Source organism: Streptomyces sp. NPDC046335, from assembly GCF_055587985.1.
In genome coordinates this window covers 644,619-664,221 of record NZ_JBVJFF010000002.1, presented here as the reverse complement: position 1 = coordinate 664,221, position 19,603 = coordinate 644,619, and the positions used below count along the sequence as shown (strand labels likewise).

17 protein-coding genes and 1 tRNA gene are annotated in these 19,603 nt (G+C 69.7%); 6 read left to right on the top strand and 12 right to left on the bottom strand.

Translation table 11 applies throughout. The features are described 5' to 3' along the window. Nucleotides 1-17: 17 nt before the first annotated feature. Entirely contained in the window at nt 18-449 is a 432-nt protein-coding gene (locus ACZ6JY_RS06840) for a hypothetical protein (RefSeq protein ID WP_469192934.1), read from the bottom strand. A gap of 83 nt (nt 450-532) precedes the next feature. Between ACZ6JY_RS06840 and hrpA the strand changes: the two genes are divergently transcribed. The 3 genes from hrpA (at nt 533) to ACZ6JY_RS06825 (ending at nt 5,472) form a co-directional block, all read left to right on the top strand. Beyond that, nucleotides 533-4,522 carry an ATP-dependent RNA helicase HrpA gene (gene hrpA, locus ACZ6JY_RS06835; protein ID WP_469192932.1) on the top strand — a complete coding sequence of 1,330 codons (3,990 nt, stop codon included), beginning with the start codon at nt 533-535 and terminating at the stop codon, nt 4,520-4,522. A 94-nt stretch (nt 4,523-4,616) separates the two neighbouring features. After that, nucleotides 4,617-4,691, top strand: a tRNA-Asp gene (locus ACZ6JY_RS06830). Nucleotides 4,692-5,199: 508 nt separating this feature from the next. Then, the gene (locus tag ACZ6JY_RS06825) at nt 5,200-5,472 is read left to right on the top strand and encodes a DUF6274 family protein (RefSeq protein ID WP_469192930.1); all 273 of its coding nucleotides are present in this window, start codon (nt 5,200-5,202) and stop codon (nt 5,470-5,472) included. A gap of 532 nt (nt 5,473-6,004) precedes the next feature. Here ACZ6JY_RS06825 and bldC read toward each other — a convergent pair. Continuing rightward, complete coding sequence (gene bldC, locus ACZ6JY_RS06820; RefSeq protein WP_003949541.1) at nt 6,005-6,211, bottom strand: developmental transcriptional regulator BldC; 207 nt, start codon at nt 6,209-6,211, stop codon at nt 6,005-6,007. Between the two features lie 467 nt (nt 6,212-6,678). After that, nucleotides 6,679-7,524, bottom strand: coding sequence for a DUF8083 family protein (locus ACZ6JY_RS06815; RefSeq protein WP_469192928.1), 846 nt, complete (start codon nt 7,522-7,524; stop codon nt 6,679-6,681). A 141-nt stretch (nt 7,525-7,665) separates the two neighbouring features. Between ACZ6JY_RS06815 and ACZ6JY_RS06810 the strand changes: the two genes are divergently transcribed. Both ACZ6JY_RS06810 and ACZ6JY_RS06805 read left to right on the top strand, forming a co-directional pair. Next, nucleotides 7,666-8,742: a Leu/Phe/Val dehydrogenase gene (locus ACZ6JY_RS06810; RefSeq protein WP_469192926.1), complete on the top strand. Its 1,077-nt coding sequence runs from the start codon at nt 7,666-7,668 to the stop codon at nt 8,740-8,742. 316 nt (nt 8,743-9,058) lie between these two features. Continuing rightward, nucleotides 9,059-9,313, top strand: a complete 255-nt coding sequence (locus tag ACZ6JY_RS06805; protein ID WP_402005207.1) for a DUF3073 domain-containing protein — start codon at nt 9,059-9,061, stop codon at nt 9,311-9,313. 162 nt (nt 9,314-9,475) lie between these two features. Here ACZ6JY_RS06805 and purM read toward each other — a convergent pair whose 3' ends face one another. From purM to ACZ6JY_RS06775, 6 genes are all read right to left on the bottom strand, one after another. Beyond that, entirely contained in the window at nt 9,476-10,549 is a 1,074-nt protein-coding gene (gene purM, locus ACZ6JY_RS06800; RefSeq protein WP_469192923.1) for a phosphoribosylformylglycinamidine cyclo-ligase, read from the bottom strand. A gap of 36 nt (nt 10,550-10,585) precedes the next feature. After that, nucleotides 10,586-12,112, bottom strand: a complete 1,527-nt coding sequence (gene purF, locus ACZ6JY_RS06795; RefSeq protein WP_469192921.1) for an amidophosphoribosyltransferase — start codon at nt 12,110-12,112, stop codon at nt 10,586-10,588. A gap of 82 nt (nt 12,113-12,194) precedes the next feature. Beyond that, complete coding sequence (locus ACZ6JY_RS06790) at nt 12,195-13,055, bottom strand: META domain-containing protein (protein WP_469192919.1); 861 nt, start codon at nt 13,053-13,055, stop codon at nt 12,195-12,197. Between the two features lie 80 nt (nt 13,056-13,135). Then, nucleotides 13,136-13,942: a maleylpyruvate isomerase family mycothiol-dependent enzyme gene (locus tag ACZ6JY_RS06785; RefSeq protein ID WP_469192917.1), complete on the bottom strand. Its 807-nt coding sequence runs from the start codon at nt 13,940-13,942 to the stop codon at nt 13,136-13,138. 10 nt (nt 13,943-13,952) lie between these two features. After that, nucleotides 13,953-14,594, bottom strand: a complete 642-nt coding sequence (locus ACZ6JY_RS06780) for a TetR/AcrR family transcriptional regulator (protein WP_469192915.1) — start codon at nt 14,592-14,594, stop codon at nt 13,953-13,955. 43 nt (nt 14,595-14,637) lie between these two features. Continuing rightward, entirely contained in the window at nt 14,638-15,477 is an 840-nt protein-coding gene (locus ACZ6JY_RS06775) for a M23 family metallopeptidase (protein ID WP_469192913.1), read from the bottom strand. A 95-nt stretch (nt 15,478-15,572) separates the two neighbouring features. Between ACZ6JY_RS06775 and ACZ6JY_RS06770 the strand changes: the two genes are divergently transcribed. After that, nucleotides 15,573-16,175 carry a Uma2 family endonuclease gene (locus tag ACZ6JY_RS06770; protein WP_469192911.1) on the top strand — a complete coding sequence of 201 codons (603 nt, stop codon included), beginning with the start codon at nt 15,573-15,575 and terminating at the stop codon, nt 16,173-16,175. Nucleotides 16,176-16,234: 59 nt separating this feature from the next. Here ACZ6JY_RS06770 and purL read toward each other — a convergent pair whose 3' ends face one another. Genes purL through purS form a run of 3 tightly spaced genes read right to left on the bottom strand, consistent with a single transcriptional unit; the run spans nt 16,235 to nt 19,409 of the window. Beyond that, the gene (gene purL / locus ACZ6JY_RS06765; RefSeq protein WP_469192910.1) at nt 16,235-18,484 is read right to left on the bottom strand and encodes a phosphoribosylformylglycinamidine synthase subunit PurL; all 2,250 of its coding nucleotides are present in this window, start codon (nt 18,482-18,484) and stop codon (nt 16,235-16,237) included. Continuing rightward, nucleotides 18,481-19,161 (bottom strand): phosphoribosylformylglycinamidine synthase subunit PurQ, encoded by a 681-nt coding sequence (gene purQ, locus ACZ6JY_RS06760; protein WP_447038726.1) that lies wholly within the window; start codon nt 19,159-19,161, stop codon nt 18,481-18,483. Before purQ ends, purL begins: the two co-directional genes overlap by 4 nt. Continuing rightward, entirely contained in the window at nt 19,158-19,409 is a 252-nt protein-coding gene (purS, locus tag ACZ6JY_RS06755) for a phosphoribosylformylglycinamidine synthase subunit PurS (protein WP_447038725.1), read from the bottom strand. The genes purQ and purS overlap by 4 nt, the downstream gene beginning before the upstream one ends. Nucleotides 19,410-19,603 lie beyond the last annotated feature (194 nt).

Genomic DNA, 19,603 nt, shown 5'->3' with positions numbered 1-19,603 from the left:
CCTGGATCAGGGGCCTCCTATACGCGCAGGATCGAGAGGTCGAACGGGGAGAGCGGTATCGGCTCGGGCGGCCCCCGCACCGGAGTCAGATCGAGAACCGCCTGGTCACCGCCCCAGGAGCCGCTGCCGCCGTGCGCCTCGTGCAGAGCGGGCAGCAGTTCGTGCGAGGTGCTGGGGCGCGGCGGCTGCGCGGGGTCGTCCAGGCCGTGCTGCCCGCCCCGGCCACAGCCGGGCCGCCGGTCCTGGCCGGGCCCGTCGTGCCCGGAATCGGAATCGGAAACAGAAGCGGAAGCGGAGGCAGGAGTGGAAGCCGCGGTCACCGATGCCGGCGCCGGCGACGGCCGCACGGACTGCGCCGCCACCGCGGGCGCGCAGGCCAGGCCGACCCCGAGCACGGCGAGGAGCAGCACCACCAGGGGGCTCCGGAGCGTGCGTACGCGGGTCGGCATGCCCGGAATCGTAACGGCCGGGCCGCGCCCCGCGGGAAATCGGTTCGCCACCGCAGAGCGGCGGGTGAGATCCTGGGGGCCGTATGTCTACGCAGCCCGCCCTCACCCTCGACGCCCTCGCCCCCCGTCTGTCCGAGCTCTCGCTGCGCGACGAGCACCGGATCGGCCGGCGGCTGGAGGGTGCGCGCCGGATCCGTAAGCCCGAGGCTCGCGCCGCCGTCCTCGCCGAGATCTCGGCGGACGTGGAGAAGGGCGAGGCCCGGATGGCCGAGCGCCGCTCCCGCGTGCCCTCGATCACGTATCCCGAGCAGCTCCCGGTCAGCCAGAAGAAGGACGACATCGCCGAGGCGATACGCGACCACCAGGTCGTGATCGTCGCGGGCGAGACCGGCTCGGGCAAGACCACGCAGATCCCCAAGATCTGCCTGGAGCTCGGCCGTGGCGTGCGCGGCATGATCGGCCATACGCAGCCGCGCCGCATCGCCGCGCGCACGGTCGCCGAGCGCGTGGCCGAGGAGATGGACACGCCGCTGGGCGAGGCCGTCGGCTGGAAGGTCCGCTTCACCGATCAGGTGAATCCGGACGGGACGTTCATCAAGCTGATGACGGACGGCATCCTGCTGGCCGAGATCCAGACGGACCGCGAGCTGCGCGCGTACGACACGATCATCATCGACGAGGCCCACGAGCGCTCGCTCAACATCGACTTCCTGCTCGGCTATCTGGCGCAGCTCCTGCCCAAGCGGCCGGACCTGAAGGTCGTCATCACCTCGGCGACGATCGACCCCGAGCGTTTCTCGCGGCACTTCGGTGACGCCCCGATCGTCGAGGTCAGCGGGCGTACGTATCCGGTGGAGGTCCGCTACCGCCCGCTCCTCGAAGACGACTCCGACGACAGCGACCGCGACCAGATCACCGCGATCACCGACGCCGTCGAGGAGCTCCAGCGCGAGGGGAAGGGCGACATCCTCGTCTTCCTCTCCGGGGAGCGCGAGATCCGCGACACGGCGGACGCGCTGAACAAGAAGAACTACCGGTTCACGGAGGTCCTCCCCCTCTACGCCCGGCTCTCGCACGCCGAGCAGCACCGCGTCTTCCAGCAGCACACGGGCAGACGGATCGTCCTCGCGACGAACGTCGCGGAGACCTCCCTGACCGTCCCCGGCATCAAGTACGTGATCGACCCGGGCATGGCCCGCATCTCCCGCTACAGCCACCGTACGAAGGTGCAGCGGCTGCCCATCGAGGCGATCAGCCAGGCCAGCGCCAACCAGCGCAAGGGCCGCTGCGGGCGTACGTCGGACGGCGTCTGCATCCGCCTCTACAGCGAGGACGACTTCCTCTCGCGCCCGGAGTTCACGGACGCGGAGATCCTCCGCACGAACCTCGCCTCCGTCATCCTCCAGATGACCGCGGCCGGTCTTGGCGACATCGAGAAGTTCCCCTTCCTCGACCCGCCGGACCACCGCAACATCCGCGACGGCGTCCAGCTCCTCCAGGAGCTGGGTGCGCTGGACCCCACGCAGAAGGACCCGAAGAAGCGGCTCACGCAGCAGGGGCGCAAACTCAGCCAGCTCCCCGTCGACCCGCGCCTGGCCCGCATGGTCCTGGAGGCCGACAAGAACGGCTGCGTGCGCGAGGTCATGGTGATCGCGGCGGCGCTCTCCATCCAGGACCCGCGCGAGCGCCCGGCCGAGAAGCAGGCACAGGCCGACCAGCAGCACGCCCGCTTCAAGGACGAGACGAGCGACTTCCTCGCCTTCCTCAACCTGTGGCGGTACATCCGCGAGCAGCAGAAGGAGCGCGGCTCGTCGTCCTTCCGCCGCATGTGCAAGGCGGAGTACCTCAACTTCCTGCGCATTCGCGAATGGCAGGACATCTACTCGCAGCTCCGTACGGTCGCCAAGCAGATGGGCATCCACCTCAACGAGGAGGACGCCCCCGAGCAGCACGTGCACATCTCCCTCCTCGCGGGCCTGCTGTCCCACATCGGGATGAAGGACGTGAAGGAGTCCAAGGAGGCCAAGCCCGCCAGGGACGGTGACGCCAAGCAGCGCGGCGGGCGCAACGAGTACATCGGCGCGCGCAACGCGAAGTTCGCCGTCTTCCCCGGCTCGGCGCTCTTCAAGAAGCCCCCGCGCTTCATCATGTCCGCCGAGCTCGTCGAGACGTCCCGCCTCTGGGCGCGGGTCAACGCGCGCATCGAGCCGGAGTGGGTGGAGCCGCTCGCCGAGCACCTCGTGAAGCGCACGTACAGCGAGCCGCACTGGGAGAAGGACCAGGCGGCGGTCATGGCGGTCGAGAAGGTGACGCTGTACGGCGTCCCGATCGTCAGCGACCGCAAGGTGAACTACGGCCGCATCGACCCCGAGGTCTCCCGCGACCTGTTCATCCGCAACGCCCTGGTCGAGGGCGACTGGCGCACGCACCACAAGTTCTTCGCCGCGAACCGCCGGCTCCTGACCGAGGTCGAGGAGCTGGAGCACCGCGCCCGGCGCCGCGACATCCTCGTCGACGACGAGACGCTCTTCGACTTCTACGACCAGCGGGTACCCGAAGACATCGTCTCCGGGGCGCACTTCGACGCCTGGTGGAAGAAGCAGCAGCGCGAGGAGCCCGAACTGCTCGACTTCGAGCGGTCGATGCTGATCAACGAGAAGGCGGGGGACGTCTCCAAGGACGACTACCCCGACGCGTGGCGGCAGGGCGAGCTGAAGTTCCGGGTGACGTACCAGTTCGAGCCGGGCGCCGACGCGGACGGCGTGACCGTCCACATCCCGCTCCAGGTCCTCAACCAGGTCACGGACGAGGGCTTCGACTGGCAGATCCCCGGCCTGCGCGAGGACGTCGTCATCGAGCTGATCCGCTCCCTGCCGAAGCCGATCCGCCGCAACTACGTGCCGGCGCCGAACTTCGCGAAGGCGTTCCTCGACCGCGCCGTGCCCCTCCAGGAGCCGCTGCACGTCACGCTCGCCCGGGAGCTCCAGCGGATGGTGGGCGTGCCGGTCGCGCCCGGCGACTTCGACCTGACGCGCGTACCCGACCACCTGAAGGTGACGTTCCGGATCACCGACGAGCGGCGCAAGAAGCTCGCCGAGGACAAGGACCTGGAGGCGCTCAAGCTCCGCCTGAAGCCGAAGGCCCGTAAGGCCCTGTCCCAGGCGGCCGCCGCGACGGCGGAGCGCTCCGGCGGCGCGGCGGTCGAGCGCTCCGGGCTCACGGACTGGAGCATCGGCTCCCTCTCACGGGTCTTCGAGACCCGGCGGGCCGGCCAGCCGGTCAAGGCCTACCCGGCGCTCGTGGACGACGGCGACACCGTCTCCGTACGCCTCTTCGACACCGAGGCGGAGCAGCAGCAGGCCATGTGGCGCGGCATGCGGCGCCTCATCCTCCTGAACATCCCGGTCAATCCGGGCAAGTTCGCCTCGGACAAGCTGACGAACCTGCAGAAGATCGCCCTGTCCGCCAATCCGCACGGTTCCATCCAGGCGCTCTTCGACGACTGCGCGATGGCCGCGGCGGACAAGCTGATCGGGGACTTCGGGGGGCCGGTCTGGGACGAGGAGTCCTACCGCAAGCTCTTCGACAAGGTGCGCGCCGACATCGTCGACACGACCGTACGGGCGGTCGGCCAGGTCCAGGAGATCCTCGCCGCCTGGCAGGCGTGCGAGCGGCGCCTGAAGTCGACGAAGAGCCCGACGCTTCTCGCCAATCTCTCCGATGTGCGGGAGCAGCTCAACTCCCTCATCAAGCCGGGATTCGTGACGGAGACGGGGCTGCGGAGGCTGCCGGACCTGATGCGGTACATGGTGGCCGCGGACCGGCGGCTCCAGCAGATGCCGACCAATGTCCAGCGGGACACCAGCCGCATGGAGAAGGTCCATGAGATGCGGGACGAATACCTGTGGCTCCTCGAACAGTTGCCGCGGGGCAGGCCCGTGCCACGGGAGGTCCTGGACATCCGCTGGATGATCGAGGAGCTCCGCGTCAGCTACTTCGCGCACGCCCTCGGCACGGCGTACCCCGTCTCGGACAAGCGCATCGTCAAGGCCATCGACGCCGCCGCCCCGTGACGGCCCGGCCACCAGGGGTGAGTTCGACCGCCGGGCCTGCACTGCTGTAGAGTCCTGTCTCGCAGCGCAACGCACGAACAAGCACTGCGAGCAAGGTCCTGTGGAGCAGTTTGGAGTGCTCGCCACCCTGTCAAGGTGGAGGCCGCGGGTTCAAATCCCGTCAGGACCGCAGTAAAGAAGCGGGCCGCATCCAAAAGGAAGCGGCCCGCTTCTCGCATGTCCGGCCCCCCGGAGCCCACGCCCGCAGCAAAGCCGCCTCCCGAGGCCGCGCCCGCGGCGAAGCCGCAATCGGATACAGCAAATCCCGTCAGGACCGCAGCAACGAAACGGGCCGCATGCAAAAGGAAGCGGCCCGCTTCTCGCATACCCGGCCTCCCCCCGGAGCCCACGCCCGCAGCGAAGCCGCCCCCGGAGGCCGCGCCCGCGGCGAAGCCGCCACCCGGACGCCACGCCCGCAGCGAAGCCGCCTCCCCGAGGCCACGCCCGCGGCGAAGCCGCCTCCCGAGGCGCCCCAGGGGCACCAACAGCCCCCACCGGACAGTGGCTCGGCCATAGGGGCGTCGCGGCCCGAAGCCGTGCTCGTGGCCGGCCGGTGAGGCCCCCGCATCTTGACTCCGTCACATTCCGCCGGTACCCAGGCAGCAGGGAGCCGCGGGAGGCCCCCACGGAGGTGACGCATGTCCGCTTCTTCTGCGTCCGCTCGGCACGAGACGCGCGCCCTGCTCCGCGCGCACCTCGCGGCAGCCACCGGCTACCGCCATCTGACGCGGCACTGCCCCATCTGCCACCGGCTCCTCAGGCTCGCCCTGGAGCCCTCTCAGGCGGGCCCCGACGAGCGTGAGGCGCCGGGAACCGGCTTCGTCCGCCAGGACGCCGTACACGAAGAACAGGGCGAGAGGCCGGAGCCGCCCACGGGGTCGTCCGGGGACGAAAGTCCTCCTGACGCATGACCAAAGCCGGCGCGCGGCCCACCCGCACAGTGGGAGGCTGGGAGACGGAGGCCTCACCGGACCGCCCAAGTCCCTTTAGCGCAGCGGCATCGCGCGCAACAAGACACGCGGCGTGTGATGGGTGTCACCGAAGCAGTTTTACAAACACCCGAACTTACACCCTTCATACAACAGGCCAATTTAATATGTGCAATTGCACCACCCGGAGAGCAGTCCTTGTACCCCCTCCCCAGGGACCCCGGGGGCAACTCCCCCGAGGCCGGAGGAGACTCGCCGGAGGCCCCCACAGAGACCAACAAGGCCGCTCACGGCCACGCCCACCCCGCACCCCGGGGCGCACAAAAAAGATCGCGCTGGACCCGGCGGAGTCCAGCGCGATCGAACGACTCACCCAAGTTCAGGCGTGGCTCCCGTTGGGGCGGGACCCGCGTCGCGTGTAGCCATATGTCGGACGTACGACCAGGTTGGGGGACCCGGCAGTAGTGGTGCTCTTCGCCCGAGTTGTACGAGTTACTGCTGGTTGAGCCTTGGTTCAGGCCTCGCTGCGCTGCTGCGGAATACCCGCGAGCAGTGCGCGGACCTCAGCCTCGCGGTACCGGCGGTGTCCGCCGAGTGTGCGAATCGACGTGAGCTTGCCAGCCTTGGCCCAGCGCGTCACCGTCTTCGGGTCGACGCGGAACATCGTGGCGACCTCAGCCGGGGTCAGCAGCGGCTCGGCATCAGGGGTGCGAGCGGTCATGAGCGGCCTCCTCGGGAGAACCGAACCTTCTCGGTTCATTCCTCTAAATTCTGCACCTTGACCCGCGTTGCCCGAAATGGCGGACGCGAGTCGAGTCGGTTATAGGACGAACGGCTTGTCCTCGGCACTACAACTACACCATCCGTCCAGCCACGTCGGCCAAACCGATGGAATTGCCCTCCCAGGTGTTCATCACCGACGGAAGCCGATGGACCATGCCATAGCGGACAGTCACGCCACCGTGACGATCAGTCACAGAGCGATCAGGAGTCAACAGGACCCCCCATAGCGTGCAATGCAGAGTAATCCGCCCATACTTGGGCGGATGGAGACCTCCCCGGACTCCTTGTCCTATTTTGGCACGAGGAGGGGTGATCGGCGCAAGGGCCCCGTAAGTGCGGTCCATCACGCTTGAGGCAAAGGCCCGGATCGGGACCTACGTCCCGCGGCCGGGCCCGCCCTGGCGATCAGTTCGCGAACTGGAGGTGCCGGATCGCCCGCCACCGCTCCACGAGCCTCGCATACGCCTCGCCGGCCACCTCCCCGTCGCCCTTGCGCAGCGCCTCGATCCCCTCGGCCACATCCGCCGCCGAGTGGTCCTCGTCCAGCTCGTCGGCGGGGACGGCGTGCACGAGCCCTCCGTAGTCCACCTCGACCAGGGAGCGCGGGTGGAACTCCTCCAGCCACCGGCCCACGTCCGTGAGCCCCTCGACGAGCGGCGCGTCGTCCAGGGCGTCGCGCAGGGCCCGCAGGCCGCGTGCGACCCGGCGGCGGGCCTCGACCATCGGGGTGCGGTAGCGGAGCACGGGCGGGCGGCCCTGCCCCGCGCACGGCTCGTAGTCCCGCTCCTCGTCCGCGACGAGGACGAACCAGTGCAGCGGCACCTGCCACGTGGAGGTGCGGATCCAGGGCCGGGCGTCGGGGTTGCGGACCCGCCACTGCTCGTAGTCGGCGGCGGTCTGGCGGCGCAGCACCGGGGGCAGCACCGCGTCGAGCACCGGGGTGGGCAGTTGGTCCGGCAGCTCCCCCATCGCCTGCCAGCCCCGCAGCCGGGTCCGCCACGGACAGACGCAGACCACCCCGTCGATCTCCAGTACGAACGCGTCCCCGCTCTCGTGCACCGGCACGGGCACGGGCGGCGTGGACACGAGGTCCGCCAGCGAACGGCGGAGCTCGTCCTGGTACGAGGGGCGGTCGGCGCGGCGCGCATAGCGGGTCCAGTGACCGCGTTCCGGTTCGGGGAACGCGGCCAGTGGCTCATAGACACGCAAGTAGGACGCGTACGGGACCGTCACCGATGACACCTTGGGCACTGCTGCTCTCTCCCCCGCGTACAGGCCGGAAAACCCGGGTGATCGTGTCAACGCCGATCAGGCCCTAGTCTCATGCCCATCGGGCCCCGCCACCCGTACGGGAGCCCGCCCACCGCCGCTACTCGACCGGGAGTCACCACAGTGACCGATGCAGACAACGGCGTCCTGCGCACCCTGTTCCACTCGGACCAGGGCGGCCATGAGCAAGTAGTGCTCTGCCAGGACCGTGCAAGTGGCCTCAAGGCCGTCATCGCCCTCCACTCCACCGCCCTGGGCCCGGCCCTCGGCGGCACGCGCTTCTACCCGTACGCGAGCGAGGAGGAGGCCGTCGCCGACGCGCTGAACCTCGCCCGCGGCATGTCGTACAAGAACGCCATGGCCGGGCTCGACCACGGCGGCGGCAAAGCAGTGATCATCGGCGACCCCGAGCAGATCAAGAGCGAGGAGCTGCTCCTCGCCTACGGCCGCTTCGTCGCCTCGCTGGGTGGCCGGTACGTGACGGCCTGCGACGTCGGTACGTACGTCGCGGACATGGACGTCGTCGCCCGTGAGTGCCGCTGGACCACCGGGCGCTCCCCCGAGAACGGCGGCGCCGGCGACTCCTCGGTGCTCACCGCGTTCGGCGTCTTCCAGGGCATGCGCGCCTCGGCCCAGCACGTGTGGGGCGATCCGACCCTGCGCGGCCGCAAGGTCGGCGTCGCGGGCGTCGGCAAGGTCGGGCACCACCTCGTCGAGCACCTTCTGTCGGACGGCGCCGATGTCGTCGTCACGGATGTGCGCGAGGAGTCGGTGAAACGGATCCTCGACAAGCACCCGTCGGTGACGGCGGTGGCCGACACGGACGCGCTGATCCGCACCGAGGGCCTCGACATCTACGCGCCCTGCGCCCTGGGCGGCGCCCTGAACGACGACTCCGTACCCGTTCTGACCGCGAAGGTGGTGTGCGGCGCGGCCAACAACCAGCTCGCGCACCCGGGCGTCGAGAAGGACCTCGCCGACCGGGCGATCCTCTACGCGCCGGACTACGTGGTGAACGCGGGCGGCGTGATCCAGGTCGCCGACGAGCTGCACGGGTTCGACTTCGACCGGTGCAAGGCGAAGGCCTCGAAGATCTTCGACACCACGCTCGCAATATTCGCTCGCGCAAAGCAGGACGGCATTCCGCCGGCCGCCGCGGCCGACAGGATCGCCGAACAGCGGATGGCCGACGCCCGCTGAGACCGCATGGAACGCGGGGTTCCGGCACGCCGTGACGCCGCGGAGGGGCCCCGCCGACGGGAACGAGAGACAAGACTCACCCCCGTCGGCGGGTCGCCCGGCAAGAAGAGGTTAAAATCGCAGTTGACCAGCGAGGACGGGGCTCCTCGATGGTTCTGCGCCGAGGCGCGTCCTGCGGGCGACGTACCGTATGGCCGCAGGAGCAGGTACCGTGGAAGCCCTACGGACCGGTCTCTCCGAGGAGAGACCGTTCTAGATCATGAACGCGTGTCAAGACTCTGGGGCCGTCGAGCCCCGTATCCGAGGGGGTCGAGCCATGGGGCGCGGCCGGGCAAAGGCCAAGCAGACGAAGGTCGCCCGCCAGCTGAAGTACAGCAGCGGCGGGACTGACCTCTCGCGTCTGGCCAATGAGCTGGGCGCTTCGACTTCGCAACAGCCGCCGAATGGCGAGCCGTTCGAAGACGACGACGACGAGGAAGACGACCCGTACGCCCAGTACGCGGATCTGTATAACGACGACGAGGACGAGGACGAAGAGTCCGGTCCGTCGTCGCAGCGCCGCGGCGCTTGACCTCGTTGCTCGAGCAGCAATTGCACAAGCAGTAGTCGCGCAAGCGGCGTTCGCGGTTCGCCTGTAGGCCGTCCGCGCTTCACCCGGTCCGGGGTGGTCACCACACACCGGACCGGGTTTTGTGCTGCCTCGGGGGCGGCCCGGCCGGGCCGCCCCGCCGGCTTACTTCGCGTAGTCACCGATCAGGGCCGCGCCCGTGGTGTGCTCGCCGCGCTCGGTGATCTCACCGGCGACCCAGGCGTCCAGGCCGCGGTCGGCGAGGGTGGTGAGCGCCGCGTCCGCCGACTCCTCGGGGACGATCGCGATCATGCCGACGCCCATGTTCAGCGTCTTCTCCAGCTCCAGGCGCTCCACTCCGCCCGCCTTGCCGACCACGTCGAAGACCGCGCCCGGCGCCCACGTGCCGCGGTCGACGACCGCGTGCAGGCCGTCCGGGATCACGCGGGCGAGGTTCGCCGCGAGGCCGCCGCCGGTGATGTGGCTGAAGGCGTGGACGTCCGTGGTGCGGGTGAGCGCCAGGCAGTCCAGGGAGTAGATCTTGGTGGGCTCCAGGAGCTCCTCGCCGAGCGTGCGGCCGAACTCCTCGACCTCGCGGTCCAGGGCCCAGCCCGCGCGGTCGAAGACCACATGCCGGACGAGCGAGTACCCGTTCGAGTGAAGACCGGAGGCCGCCATGGCGATGACCGTGTCACCCGTACGGATGCGGTCCGCGCCGAGCAGGCGGTCGGCCTCGACCGCGCCCGTGCCCGCGCCCGCGACGTCGAAGTCGTCCGGGCCGAGCAGGCCCGGGTGCTCGGCCGTCTCGCCGCCGACCAGCGAGCAGCCCGCGAGGACGCAGCCCTCGGCGATGCCCTTCACGATCGCGGCGACACGCTCGGGGTGGACCTTGCCGACGCAGATGTAGTCGGTCATGAAGAGCGGCTCTGCACCGCAGACGACGATGTCGTCCATGACCATCGCGACGAGGTCGTGGCCGATCGTGTCGTAGACGCCCATCTGACGGGCGATGTCGACCTTGGTGCCGACGCCGTCGGTGGCGGAGGCCAGGAGGGGGCGCTCGAAGCGCTTGAGGGCGGAGGCGTCGAAGAGCCCGGCGAAGCCGCCGAGGCCGCCGAGGCCCGCGACCTCGGGGCGCTGGGTCTTCTTGACCCATTCCTTCATCAGCTCGACGGCGCGGTCGCCCGCCTCGATGTCTACGCCTGCGGCTGCGTAGCTGGCACCAGTGGTCTCGGGCATGGTGAATGAGAGCTTTCGTGTCGTTACTACGTGGGCTTACGGACGACGGATCGCGTCGGCCGCTGCCGTGGACGCCGGACCGGCGGCCAGCTCCGTCTCCAGGAGCTGCTTGCCGAGCAGCTCGGGATCGGGCAGGTCCATCGGGTACTCGCCGTCGAAGCAGGCACGGCAGAGGTTCGGCTTGTCGATGGTCGTGGCCTCGATCATGCCGTCGATGGAGATGTACGAGAGCGAGTCGGCGCCCATGGAGGCGGCGATCTCGTCGATCGTCATGCCGTTGGCGATGAGCTCGGCGCGGGTCGCGAAGTCGATGCCGAAGAAGCAGGGCCACTTCACGGGCGGCGAGGAGATCCGGATGTGGATCTCGGCGGCGCCGGCCTCGCGGAGCATCTTGACCAGGGCGCGCTGGGTGTTGCCGCGGACGATCGAGTCGTCGACGACCACCAGGCGCTTGCCCTTGATGACTTCCTTGAGGGGGTTCAGCTTGAGGCGGATGCCGAGCTGGCGGATCGTCTGCGAGGGCTGGATGAAGGTCCGGCCGACATAGGCGTTCTTCACCAGGCCGACACCGAAGGGGATGCCGGAGGCTTCCGCGTAACCGACCGCGGCGGGGGTGCCGGATTCGGGGGTCGCTATGACCAGGTCGGCGTCGGCGGGGGCCTCCGCGGCGAGCTTGCGGCCCATCTCGACGCGCGAGAGGTAGACGTTCCGGCCGGCGATGTCCGTGTCGGGACGCGCCAGGTAGACGTACTCGAAGACGCAGCCCTTGGGCTTCGCTTCCGCGAATCGAGACGTTCGCAGGCCGTTCTCGTCGATCGCGACGAACTCTCCGGGCTCGACCTCGCGGACGAAGCTGGCGCCGCAGATGTCGAGCGCCGCGGACTCCGATGCGACGACCCAGCCGCGCTCCAGGCGGCCGAGGACCAGCGGGCGGATGCCCTGCGGGTCGCGGGCCGCGTACAGCGTGTGCTCGTTCATGAAGACGAGGGAGAAGGCGCCCTGCACTCCGGGGAGGACCTTGGGGGCCGCTTCCTCGATCGTCAGCGGCTTGCCGTCGTCGTCCACCTGGCCCGCGAGGAGAGCCGTCACCAGGTCGGTGTCGTTGGTCGCGGCGACCTGGGTCGCCCGGCCGTTCTCCTTCGGCAGCGCGGCGACCTGCTCGGCGAGCTCGGCCGTGTTGACGAGGTTGCCGTTGTGCCCGAGCGCGATGGAGCCGTGCGCGGTGGCACGGAACGTCGGCTGGGCGTTCTCCCATACGGAGGCTCCAGTGGTCGAGTAGCGGGCGTGACCGACCGCGATATGACCCTGGAGCGAACTGAGAGACGTTTCGTCGAAGACCTGGGAGACGAGCCCCATGTCCTTGAAGACAAGGATCTGGGAGCCGTTGCTGACCGCGATTCCCGCGGACTCCTGGCCTCGATGCTGGAGGGCGTACAGCCCGAAGTAAGTGAGCTTGGCGACCTCTTCACCCGGAGCCCAGACCCCGAAGACGCCACAAGCGTCCTGGGGGCCTTTCTCGCCGGGGAGCAGATCGTGATTGAGTCGACCGTCACCACGTGGCACATCATCGAGTGTAGGCGAGATCGACCACGGGTCCGAATTGGGGATACGAGCCCTGCACGGACCGTAATCGCGGCGGCCGCCCCTACTTCTTCCCGGGCTTGTCCTTCGCGGAGCCGCCGGCGCTCGCGTCGACGACCGTGCCGTCGGCCGCGGTCAGCTTCAGGGTGTCCTGGCTCACCTCGTAGCGCGCCGTGCCGTCGAAGAGCTTCAGCAGCCGGCGCTCGGTCTTCATCGCCTCGCCGGGGCACATCTTGCGCGTGGCGGCGGGGGCGCCGAAGGTGATGCGGCCGTCCTTGGCCTCGGCCGTGGCGGAGACGTCGTTGCAGCCGAGGTTGCCGCGGACCTTGCCGTCCTTGCCGAAGGTGAGGTGGACCTTGTCGGTCAGGTCCTTGGGCAGGGACGCCGTCGTACGGCCGTCGCCGACGCCGTTCACCGTCCACTTGGTGCCGGTCAGCGGGGCGTCGGGCTCCTCGGCGCGCGAGGTGAGGTCCACGTGGTCTCCCTTGGCGGAGGTCAGGGTCATCCGGTCGCCGTCGACCTTCGCCGTCAGCTTCTGCTTGCCCAGGGTGTCGGCGAGGCTCTTCTCGAACGCCATGCGGTCGCCGTCCGTGCAGGCCATGTCCGTCATCTGCGTCCCGGAGAAGGCCAACTGGTCGCCGTCGATCTTCACGTCGGCGCCGGCGTGGTTGCAGCCGAAGCTGCCGCCGGCCCGGCCGTCCTTGCCGATCTTGAGGTGGGCGCCGTCCGGTGCCTCGTACTTCTTGCCGCCCACGGTCACGCTGTCGACGTTCCACCGGATGCCGGTGATGGCCGGCGCGCTCCCCGCGGACCGGTCGGGGGAGCCGCCGTCGGAGCCGGCTCCGGACTCGGTGCCGCATGCGGTGAGCAGCAGCCCGGCGGAGGCCAGCGCGGTCAGGGTCAGGGTCAGACGCTGCGTGTGCATGGCGATGTGACGGGACAAGTGGGGGACTTGGTTCCATCCGGCTTCCGCGCGGTCCTCGGCCGGTGTCCGGCGGCTCCGGTCTAGCCCATGATCGGCAGCAGCTCCGAGAGGTCCGCCCGTTCCCCGCTCGCGCTGACCTGCGCCGCGTCAAGCGCCGTCTTCCAGTCGGTGCGGCCCGTCGCGAGCCTGATCCAGGTCAGCGCGTCGGTCTCGACGACGTTCGGCGGGGTGCCTCGGGTGTGGCGGGGTCCCTGCACGCACTGCACCACCGCGTACGGCGGGACGCGGACCTCGGTCGAGGCGCCGGGGGCCTTCACCGCGAGGGCGTCGGCGAGCAGCCGGGCGCAGGCGGCGAGGGCCTGGCGGTCGTGGGGGACGTCGAGGCCGGGCACCGCGTCGTTGAGGTCGTCCGTGTGGACGGTCAGCTCGACGGTACGGGTGACGAGGAAGTCGCCGAGGGTCATGGCGCCGACGCGGGAGGGCACGAGGCGGGCGTCCGGCGCGGCGGCCAGGGACTCCTCGATGCCGGTGAGCGTGCGCGCGAACAGCTCGTCGAGGCCCGCGCCCGTGCGCGCGGCCTCCGCGATGGCGCGGGTGTCCTCGTCGACCTGGGCGGCCTTGCCGACGGTGGCGAAGGGCCAGTCCATGAGCGGTACTTCGTGCCGTGCCGGTTCGGGCAGGCCGAGGTAGCGGTGGACGGTGCCGAGCACCAGGGCGATGTGGGCGGCCAGTTCGTGCACGGTCCAGTCGCCGAGGCGGGTCGGCCGGGCGAGCTGGTCGGGGGTGAGGGTGCCCACCGCGTCCCGTACGGCGCCGGACTGGGCGAGCACGGCTTTGCGGATCCTGGCGGAGTCGTACGTCCGCGTGCGCTTCTTGGCCGGTGGCATGGTGCCGACTCTAGGGCCTGCCGGGGTAGCCCTGAAGTCCCTTTTCGACCAGGTCGAAGGCGCGCTCGGCGAGGGCCGCGCAGTCGGCGGCCATGGCGTCGGCGCGCTCGCCCGCGAGGAGCCTGCGGTGGTTCTCGATGACCACCGCGTCGCGTGCGGAGACGAGTTGGTGGGCGGCGATGCCCGCCGTCAGCCGGTCGCCCGTCTCCTCGGCGAGCACATCGGTGAGGAGGCCGATGCCGCGCATCTGGAAGAGCATGACGCGGCGGGCCAGCGCGGGCGTATCGCTGATGAGCCGGTGCAGTTGCACCACGGCCGCGTCGTCGCTGAGGCCGATGGAGGGGTCGCGCTCGGCGATCTTGGCCAGGAACTGCCGGCGCAGCGCGGTGACCGCGGACTCGCCGGGGCCGCGGTCGCGCACCGCGTCGGCGGCGTCGGCGACGTGCTCCTCCATCGGGGCGAGGAGCACGTCTTCCTTGGTGCCGAAGTAGTTGAAGACCGTCATCTTCGAGACGTCCGCGGCGGCGGCGATCTCCGCTACGGAGACCTTGTCGAAGCCTCGGTCCAGGAAGAGATCCAGCGCGGTCCGCCAGATCCGGTGCGCGGTCTGCCGCTTCTTGCGCTCGCGCAGCCCCAGGGATTCCTCAACCATGGCGACACTGTACCAGGATGAATATTTGACCAGGTAACTATATTTACTCGGTCACCCTTGCTTCGGTGGCGGCCACCGTGAAGACCTCACGGTTCGCCGGCACGCCGATCCCGCGCCAGGTGAACGGCACGCCCCGCGCCGTGTTCAGGTCGGGGCCGTCCATCAGCTGGAAGTGCACATGCGGTTCGGTGGAGTTGCCGGAGTTCCCGCAGCGGCCGATCCGCTGCCCGGCGACGACCTCGTCCCCCGCCCGGACGTCCAGCGAGCCCCGCTGGACGTGGGCGTACATGGCGTACGTGCCCTCGCCGAGGTCGAGGACGACGTGGTTGCCCACCACGCGGCGGGTGCCGCCGACGCTGCGGCCGACGCCCTCGACCAGCCAGAAGTACAGCACCCCGAGGAGCGAGCTGCGGCTGAGGTGGTCGCGCTGGCCGTCCTCCGCGTGCACGACGGTGGCGTCGGCCACCGCGCGCAGCGGCGCCCCGAAGGCGGGGTAGGCCGTGCCGGGCCGGGCCACGGGCCAGAACCAGACGGGGGCGGGGCGGGCGCCCTCCTCCGGCTCGGCCGTGATGTCGATGGCGTACGTCTGCCCGAGGCCGTGCGTGCCGTGGCTCGGCACCTTGCTCGCCGGGCTGTTGAGGGCGGACCAGCGGCCGGTGACCGGGGCCGCCACCTCGACGGGCGCCGGGGGCTCCGCCTCGATCCGCCGCCGGACGGAACGGGAGTTCACCAGCCCGATGGCGATCGCGCCGAGCGCGGGCAGCCAGCCCAGCCAGTAGTTGTACGGCAGTTCCACGAAGAACCCGGCGATCACCTGGGCGAAGAAGATCAGCCACAGCAGGCGCTGGGCCAGGGCGGCGAGCTTGCGTTGACGTACGGACACGGCACTTCCCCCTCGTACGGGTGAACGATCACCGAACACCCCCGGTACTGCTGGTCGAAGGTCAACACTGGCCGTCGCCCGGAGAGGAGTGCAACATGACGGTCATGGCAGAACGCACGCCGCAGGCCCAGATGTCGGTCGAGGACTTCGAGGAGCTGGCTCGGCTCACGGAAGAGCGGTTCGAGGGCATCAGGTTGGAGTTCATCGGCGGACGGATCGGGGTCAAGAACGTGCCGGATGGAGATCACGTCGAGATGGTGACGTGGCTGCAGGAGCAGTGCATGCAGCACAGGCCGGACCTGAGCCTGTACAGCGCGGAGCACGGGCTGACGATCGAGACGTACCGCAAAGGCCGGTCCCGCCCGGACGCCTCGCTCGCCCCGCGGGGCTACTTCCGGGGCCGCCGCGACTGGGCCGACGCCAGCGGTGTGCTGATGACGGTCGAGGTCACCTCGTACGACACCGACGCGCACCGCCGGGACCGCGAGGAGAAGCCCGCCGCCTACGCGGCCGCCGGCATTCCGGTGTACCTGCTCATCGACCGCGAGTTCGGCAAGATCGTGGTCCACAGCAGGCCGGACGCGGCGGCCGGCGCCTACACCGACGTCCACGAGGTACGCCTCGGCGCCGCCGTGGAGCTGCCGGACCCGGTTGCCTTCAAGCTCGACACCGCCGAACTCCTGGACTTCCTGGGCTGACGTACGACGAAGCCCCCGTCCGGACCAGGTCCGGGCGGGGGCTTCGTGAGCAGTGACCGTCAGGCGAAGAGCCCCGGAAGGGTCCCCTCGTGGGCCTCGCGCAGCTCGCTCAGCGGCAGCGTGAACTCGCCCTGGACGTCCACGGCGTCACCGTCGACGACACCGACGCGGGTGACGGGCAGGCCCCGCGCCCCGCACATGTCCGTGAACCGCAGTTCCTCGCTGCGCGGCACGGAGACCACCGCACGCCCCGCCGACTCCGAGAAGAGGAACGTGAACGCGTCCAGGCCGTCCGGCACGACAAGCCGGGCGCCGCGGCCGCCGCGCAGGCAGGACTCGGTGACCGCCTGCACGAGACCGCCGTCGGACAGGTCGTGCGCGGCGTCGATCATGCCGTCGCGGGAGGCGGAGATGAGGATCTCGCCGAGCAGCCTCTCGCGGGCCAGGTCGACCTTGGGCGGCAGCCCGCCGAGGTGGTCGTGGACGACCTGCGACCAGGCCGAGCCGCCGAACTCCTCGCGGGTCTCGCCGAGCAGGTAGAGGAGCTGGCCCTCTTCCTTGAAGGCCATCGGCGTGCGGCGGGCCACGTCGTCGATCACGCCGAGAACGGCGACGACCGGCGTGGGGTGGATGGCCGCCTCGCCCGTCTGGTTGTACAGCGAGACGTTGCCGCCGGTCACCGGGGTGCCCATCTCGAGGCAGCCGTCCGCGAGGCCGCGGATGGCCTCGGCGAACTGCCACATGACGTCCGGGTCCTCGGGCGAACCGAAGTTCAGGCAGTCCGAGATGGCGAGGGGCTTGGCGCCCGAGGCCGCCACGTTGCGGTACGACTCCGCGAGGGCGAGCTGCGCGCCCGTGTACGGGTCGAGCTTCGCGAAGCGGCCGTTGCCGTCGGTGGCGATGGCGACGCCGAGGCCCGTCTCCTCGTTGATCCGGATCATCCCGGAGTCCTCGGGCATGGCGAGCACGGTGTTGCCCTGCACGAAGTGGTCGTACTGCTCGGTGATCCAGGACTTGGCGGCCTGGTTCGGGGCGGCGACCAGCTTGAGGACCTGCTCGCGCAGCTCGTCCGCGTCGGCCGGGCGGGCCAGCTTGTTCGCGTCGTCGGCCTGGAGGGCGTCCTGCCAGGACGGGCGGGCGTAGGGGCGCTCGTAGACCGGGCCGTCGTGCGCGACCGTGCGCGGGTCGACGTCGACGATCTTCTCGCCGTGCCAGAAGATCTCCAGGCGGTCGCCGTCGGTCACCTCACCGACGACGGTGGCGATGACGTCCCACTTGTCGCAGATCTCCAGGAAGCGGGCGACCTTGTCGGGCTCGACGACCGCGCACATGCGCTCCTGCGACTCACTCATGAGGATTTCCTCGGGCGTGAGCGTGGAGTCACGCAGCGGTACGTCGTCCAGCTCGACCCGCATGCCGCCCGAGCCGTTGGACGCCAGCTCGCTGGTCGCGCAGGAGAGTCCGGCCGCGCCCAGGTCCTGGATGCCGACGACGAGCTTCTCTGCGAAGGCCTCCAGGGTGCACTCGATGAGGAGCTTCTCCTGGAAGGGGTCACCGACCTGCACGGCAGGACGCTTCGAGGGCTTTGTGTCGTCGAAGGTCTCGGAGGCCAGGATCGAGGCGCCGCCGATGCCGTCGCCGCCGGTCCTGGCCCCGTACAGGATGACCTTGTTGCCGGGTCCCGACGCCTTGGCCAGGTGGATGTCCTCGTGTCGCATGACGCCGATGGCACCGGCGTTGACCAGCGGGTTGCCCTGGTAGCAGGCGTCGAAGACCAGCTCGCCGCCGATGTTGGGCAGGCCCAGGCAGTTGCCGTAGCCACCGATGCCCGCGACGACGCCGGGCAGCACCCGCTTGGTGTCGGGGTGGTGGGCGTCGCCCATGCGCAGCGGGTCCACGACCGCGACCGGCCGCGCGCCCATGGCGATGATGTCGCGCACGATGCCGCCCACGCCCGTGGCCGCGCCCTGGTAGGGCTCCACGTAGGAGGGGTGGTTGTGCGACTCGACCTTGAAGGTGACCGCGTAGCCCTGGCCGACGTCGACCACACCGGCGTTCTCGCCGATGCCGACGAGCATGGCGTCGTTGGCGGGGACCTTCTCGCCGAACTGGCGGAGGTGGACCTTGCTGCTCTTGTACGAGCAGTGCTCGGACCACATCACCGAGTACATGGCGAGCTCGGCACCGGTCGGACGGCGGCCAAGGATCTCCCTGACGCGCGCGTACTCGTCTTCCTTCAGGCCCAGTTCGGCCCAGGGCAGCTTGACGTCGGGCGTCTCCGCCGCGTGCTTGACGGTGTCCAGAGTCATGCGTTGACCAGCTTCTTCAGGATCGAGGTGAAGAATCCGAGGCCGTCGGTGCGGCCGGTCCCGACGAGCGGCTCCACCGCGTACTCGGGGTGCGGCATCAGACCGACGACGTTGCCCGCCTCATTCGTGATGCCGGCGATGTCGCGGAGCGAGCCGTTGGGGTTGCCTTCCAGATACCGGAAGGCGACGCGGCCCTCGGCCTCCAGCATGTCCAGGGTCCGCTCGTCGGCGGTGTACTGCCCGTCGATGTTCTTGAGCGGGATCCGGATCTCCTGTCCTGCCGTGTAGTCGGCGGTCCAGGCGGTCTCCGCGTTCTCCACGCGCAGCTTCTGCTCGCGGCAGATGAAGTGCAGGTGGTTGTTGCGCAGCATCGCGCCCGGCAGGAGGTGCGTCTCGGTGAGCACCTGGAAGCCGTTGCAGACGCCGAGCACCGGCATTCCGGCCTTCGCCTGCTCGATGACGGACTCCATCACCGGCGAGAAACGCGCGATGGCGCCGGCCCGCAGATAGTCGCCGTAGGAGAACCCGCCGGGCAGGACCACGGCGTCGACCTGCTTGAGGTCCTTGTCCTTGTGCCACAGCGGCACGGCCTCGGCGCCGGCCACGCGGACGGCGCGCTGGGCGTCGCGGTCGTCGAGCGTTCCGGGGAAAGTGACGACTCCAATTCGAGCGGTCACTTCTCTTCCTCCACCTTTACGACGAAGTCCTCGATCACGGTGTTGGCGAGGAAGGTTTCCGCCATCTCGTGGATACGGGCGAGGGCGGTCTCGTCGACCGGCCCGTCCACCTCGAGTTCGAAGCGCTTTCCCTGACGTACGTCGGAGATGCCCTCGAAACCGAGGCGCGGCAGTGCACGCTGCACCGCCTGGCCCTGGGGGTCGAGGATCTCCGGCTTGAGCATGACGTCGACTACGACGCGTGCCACTGGCACTCCCGGTGTGTGGTGCTGGCGTGTGCTGCTCGCCTGGTGCTGAAGCAGGTTCCTTCAGACTACCGGCACAAAATTTCTACTCGCGTAGATTGGTAGAATCCTACGTGATGACGGTCACGTTCCCCTACCCAAACAGGTTTCGAACGGGGCACCTTCACAGAGAATCCAGGAAAAGATCACCGGTCGGC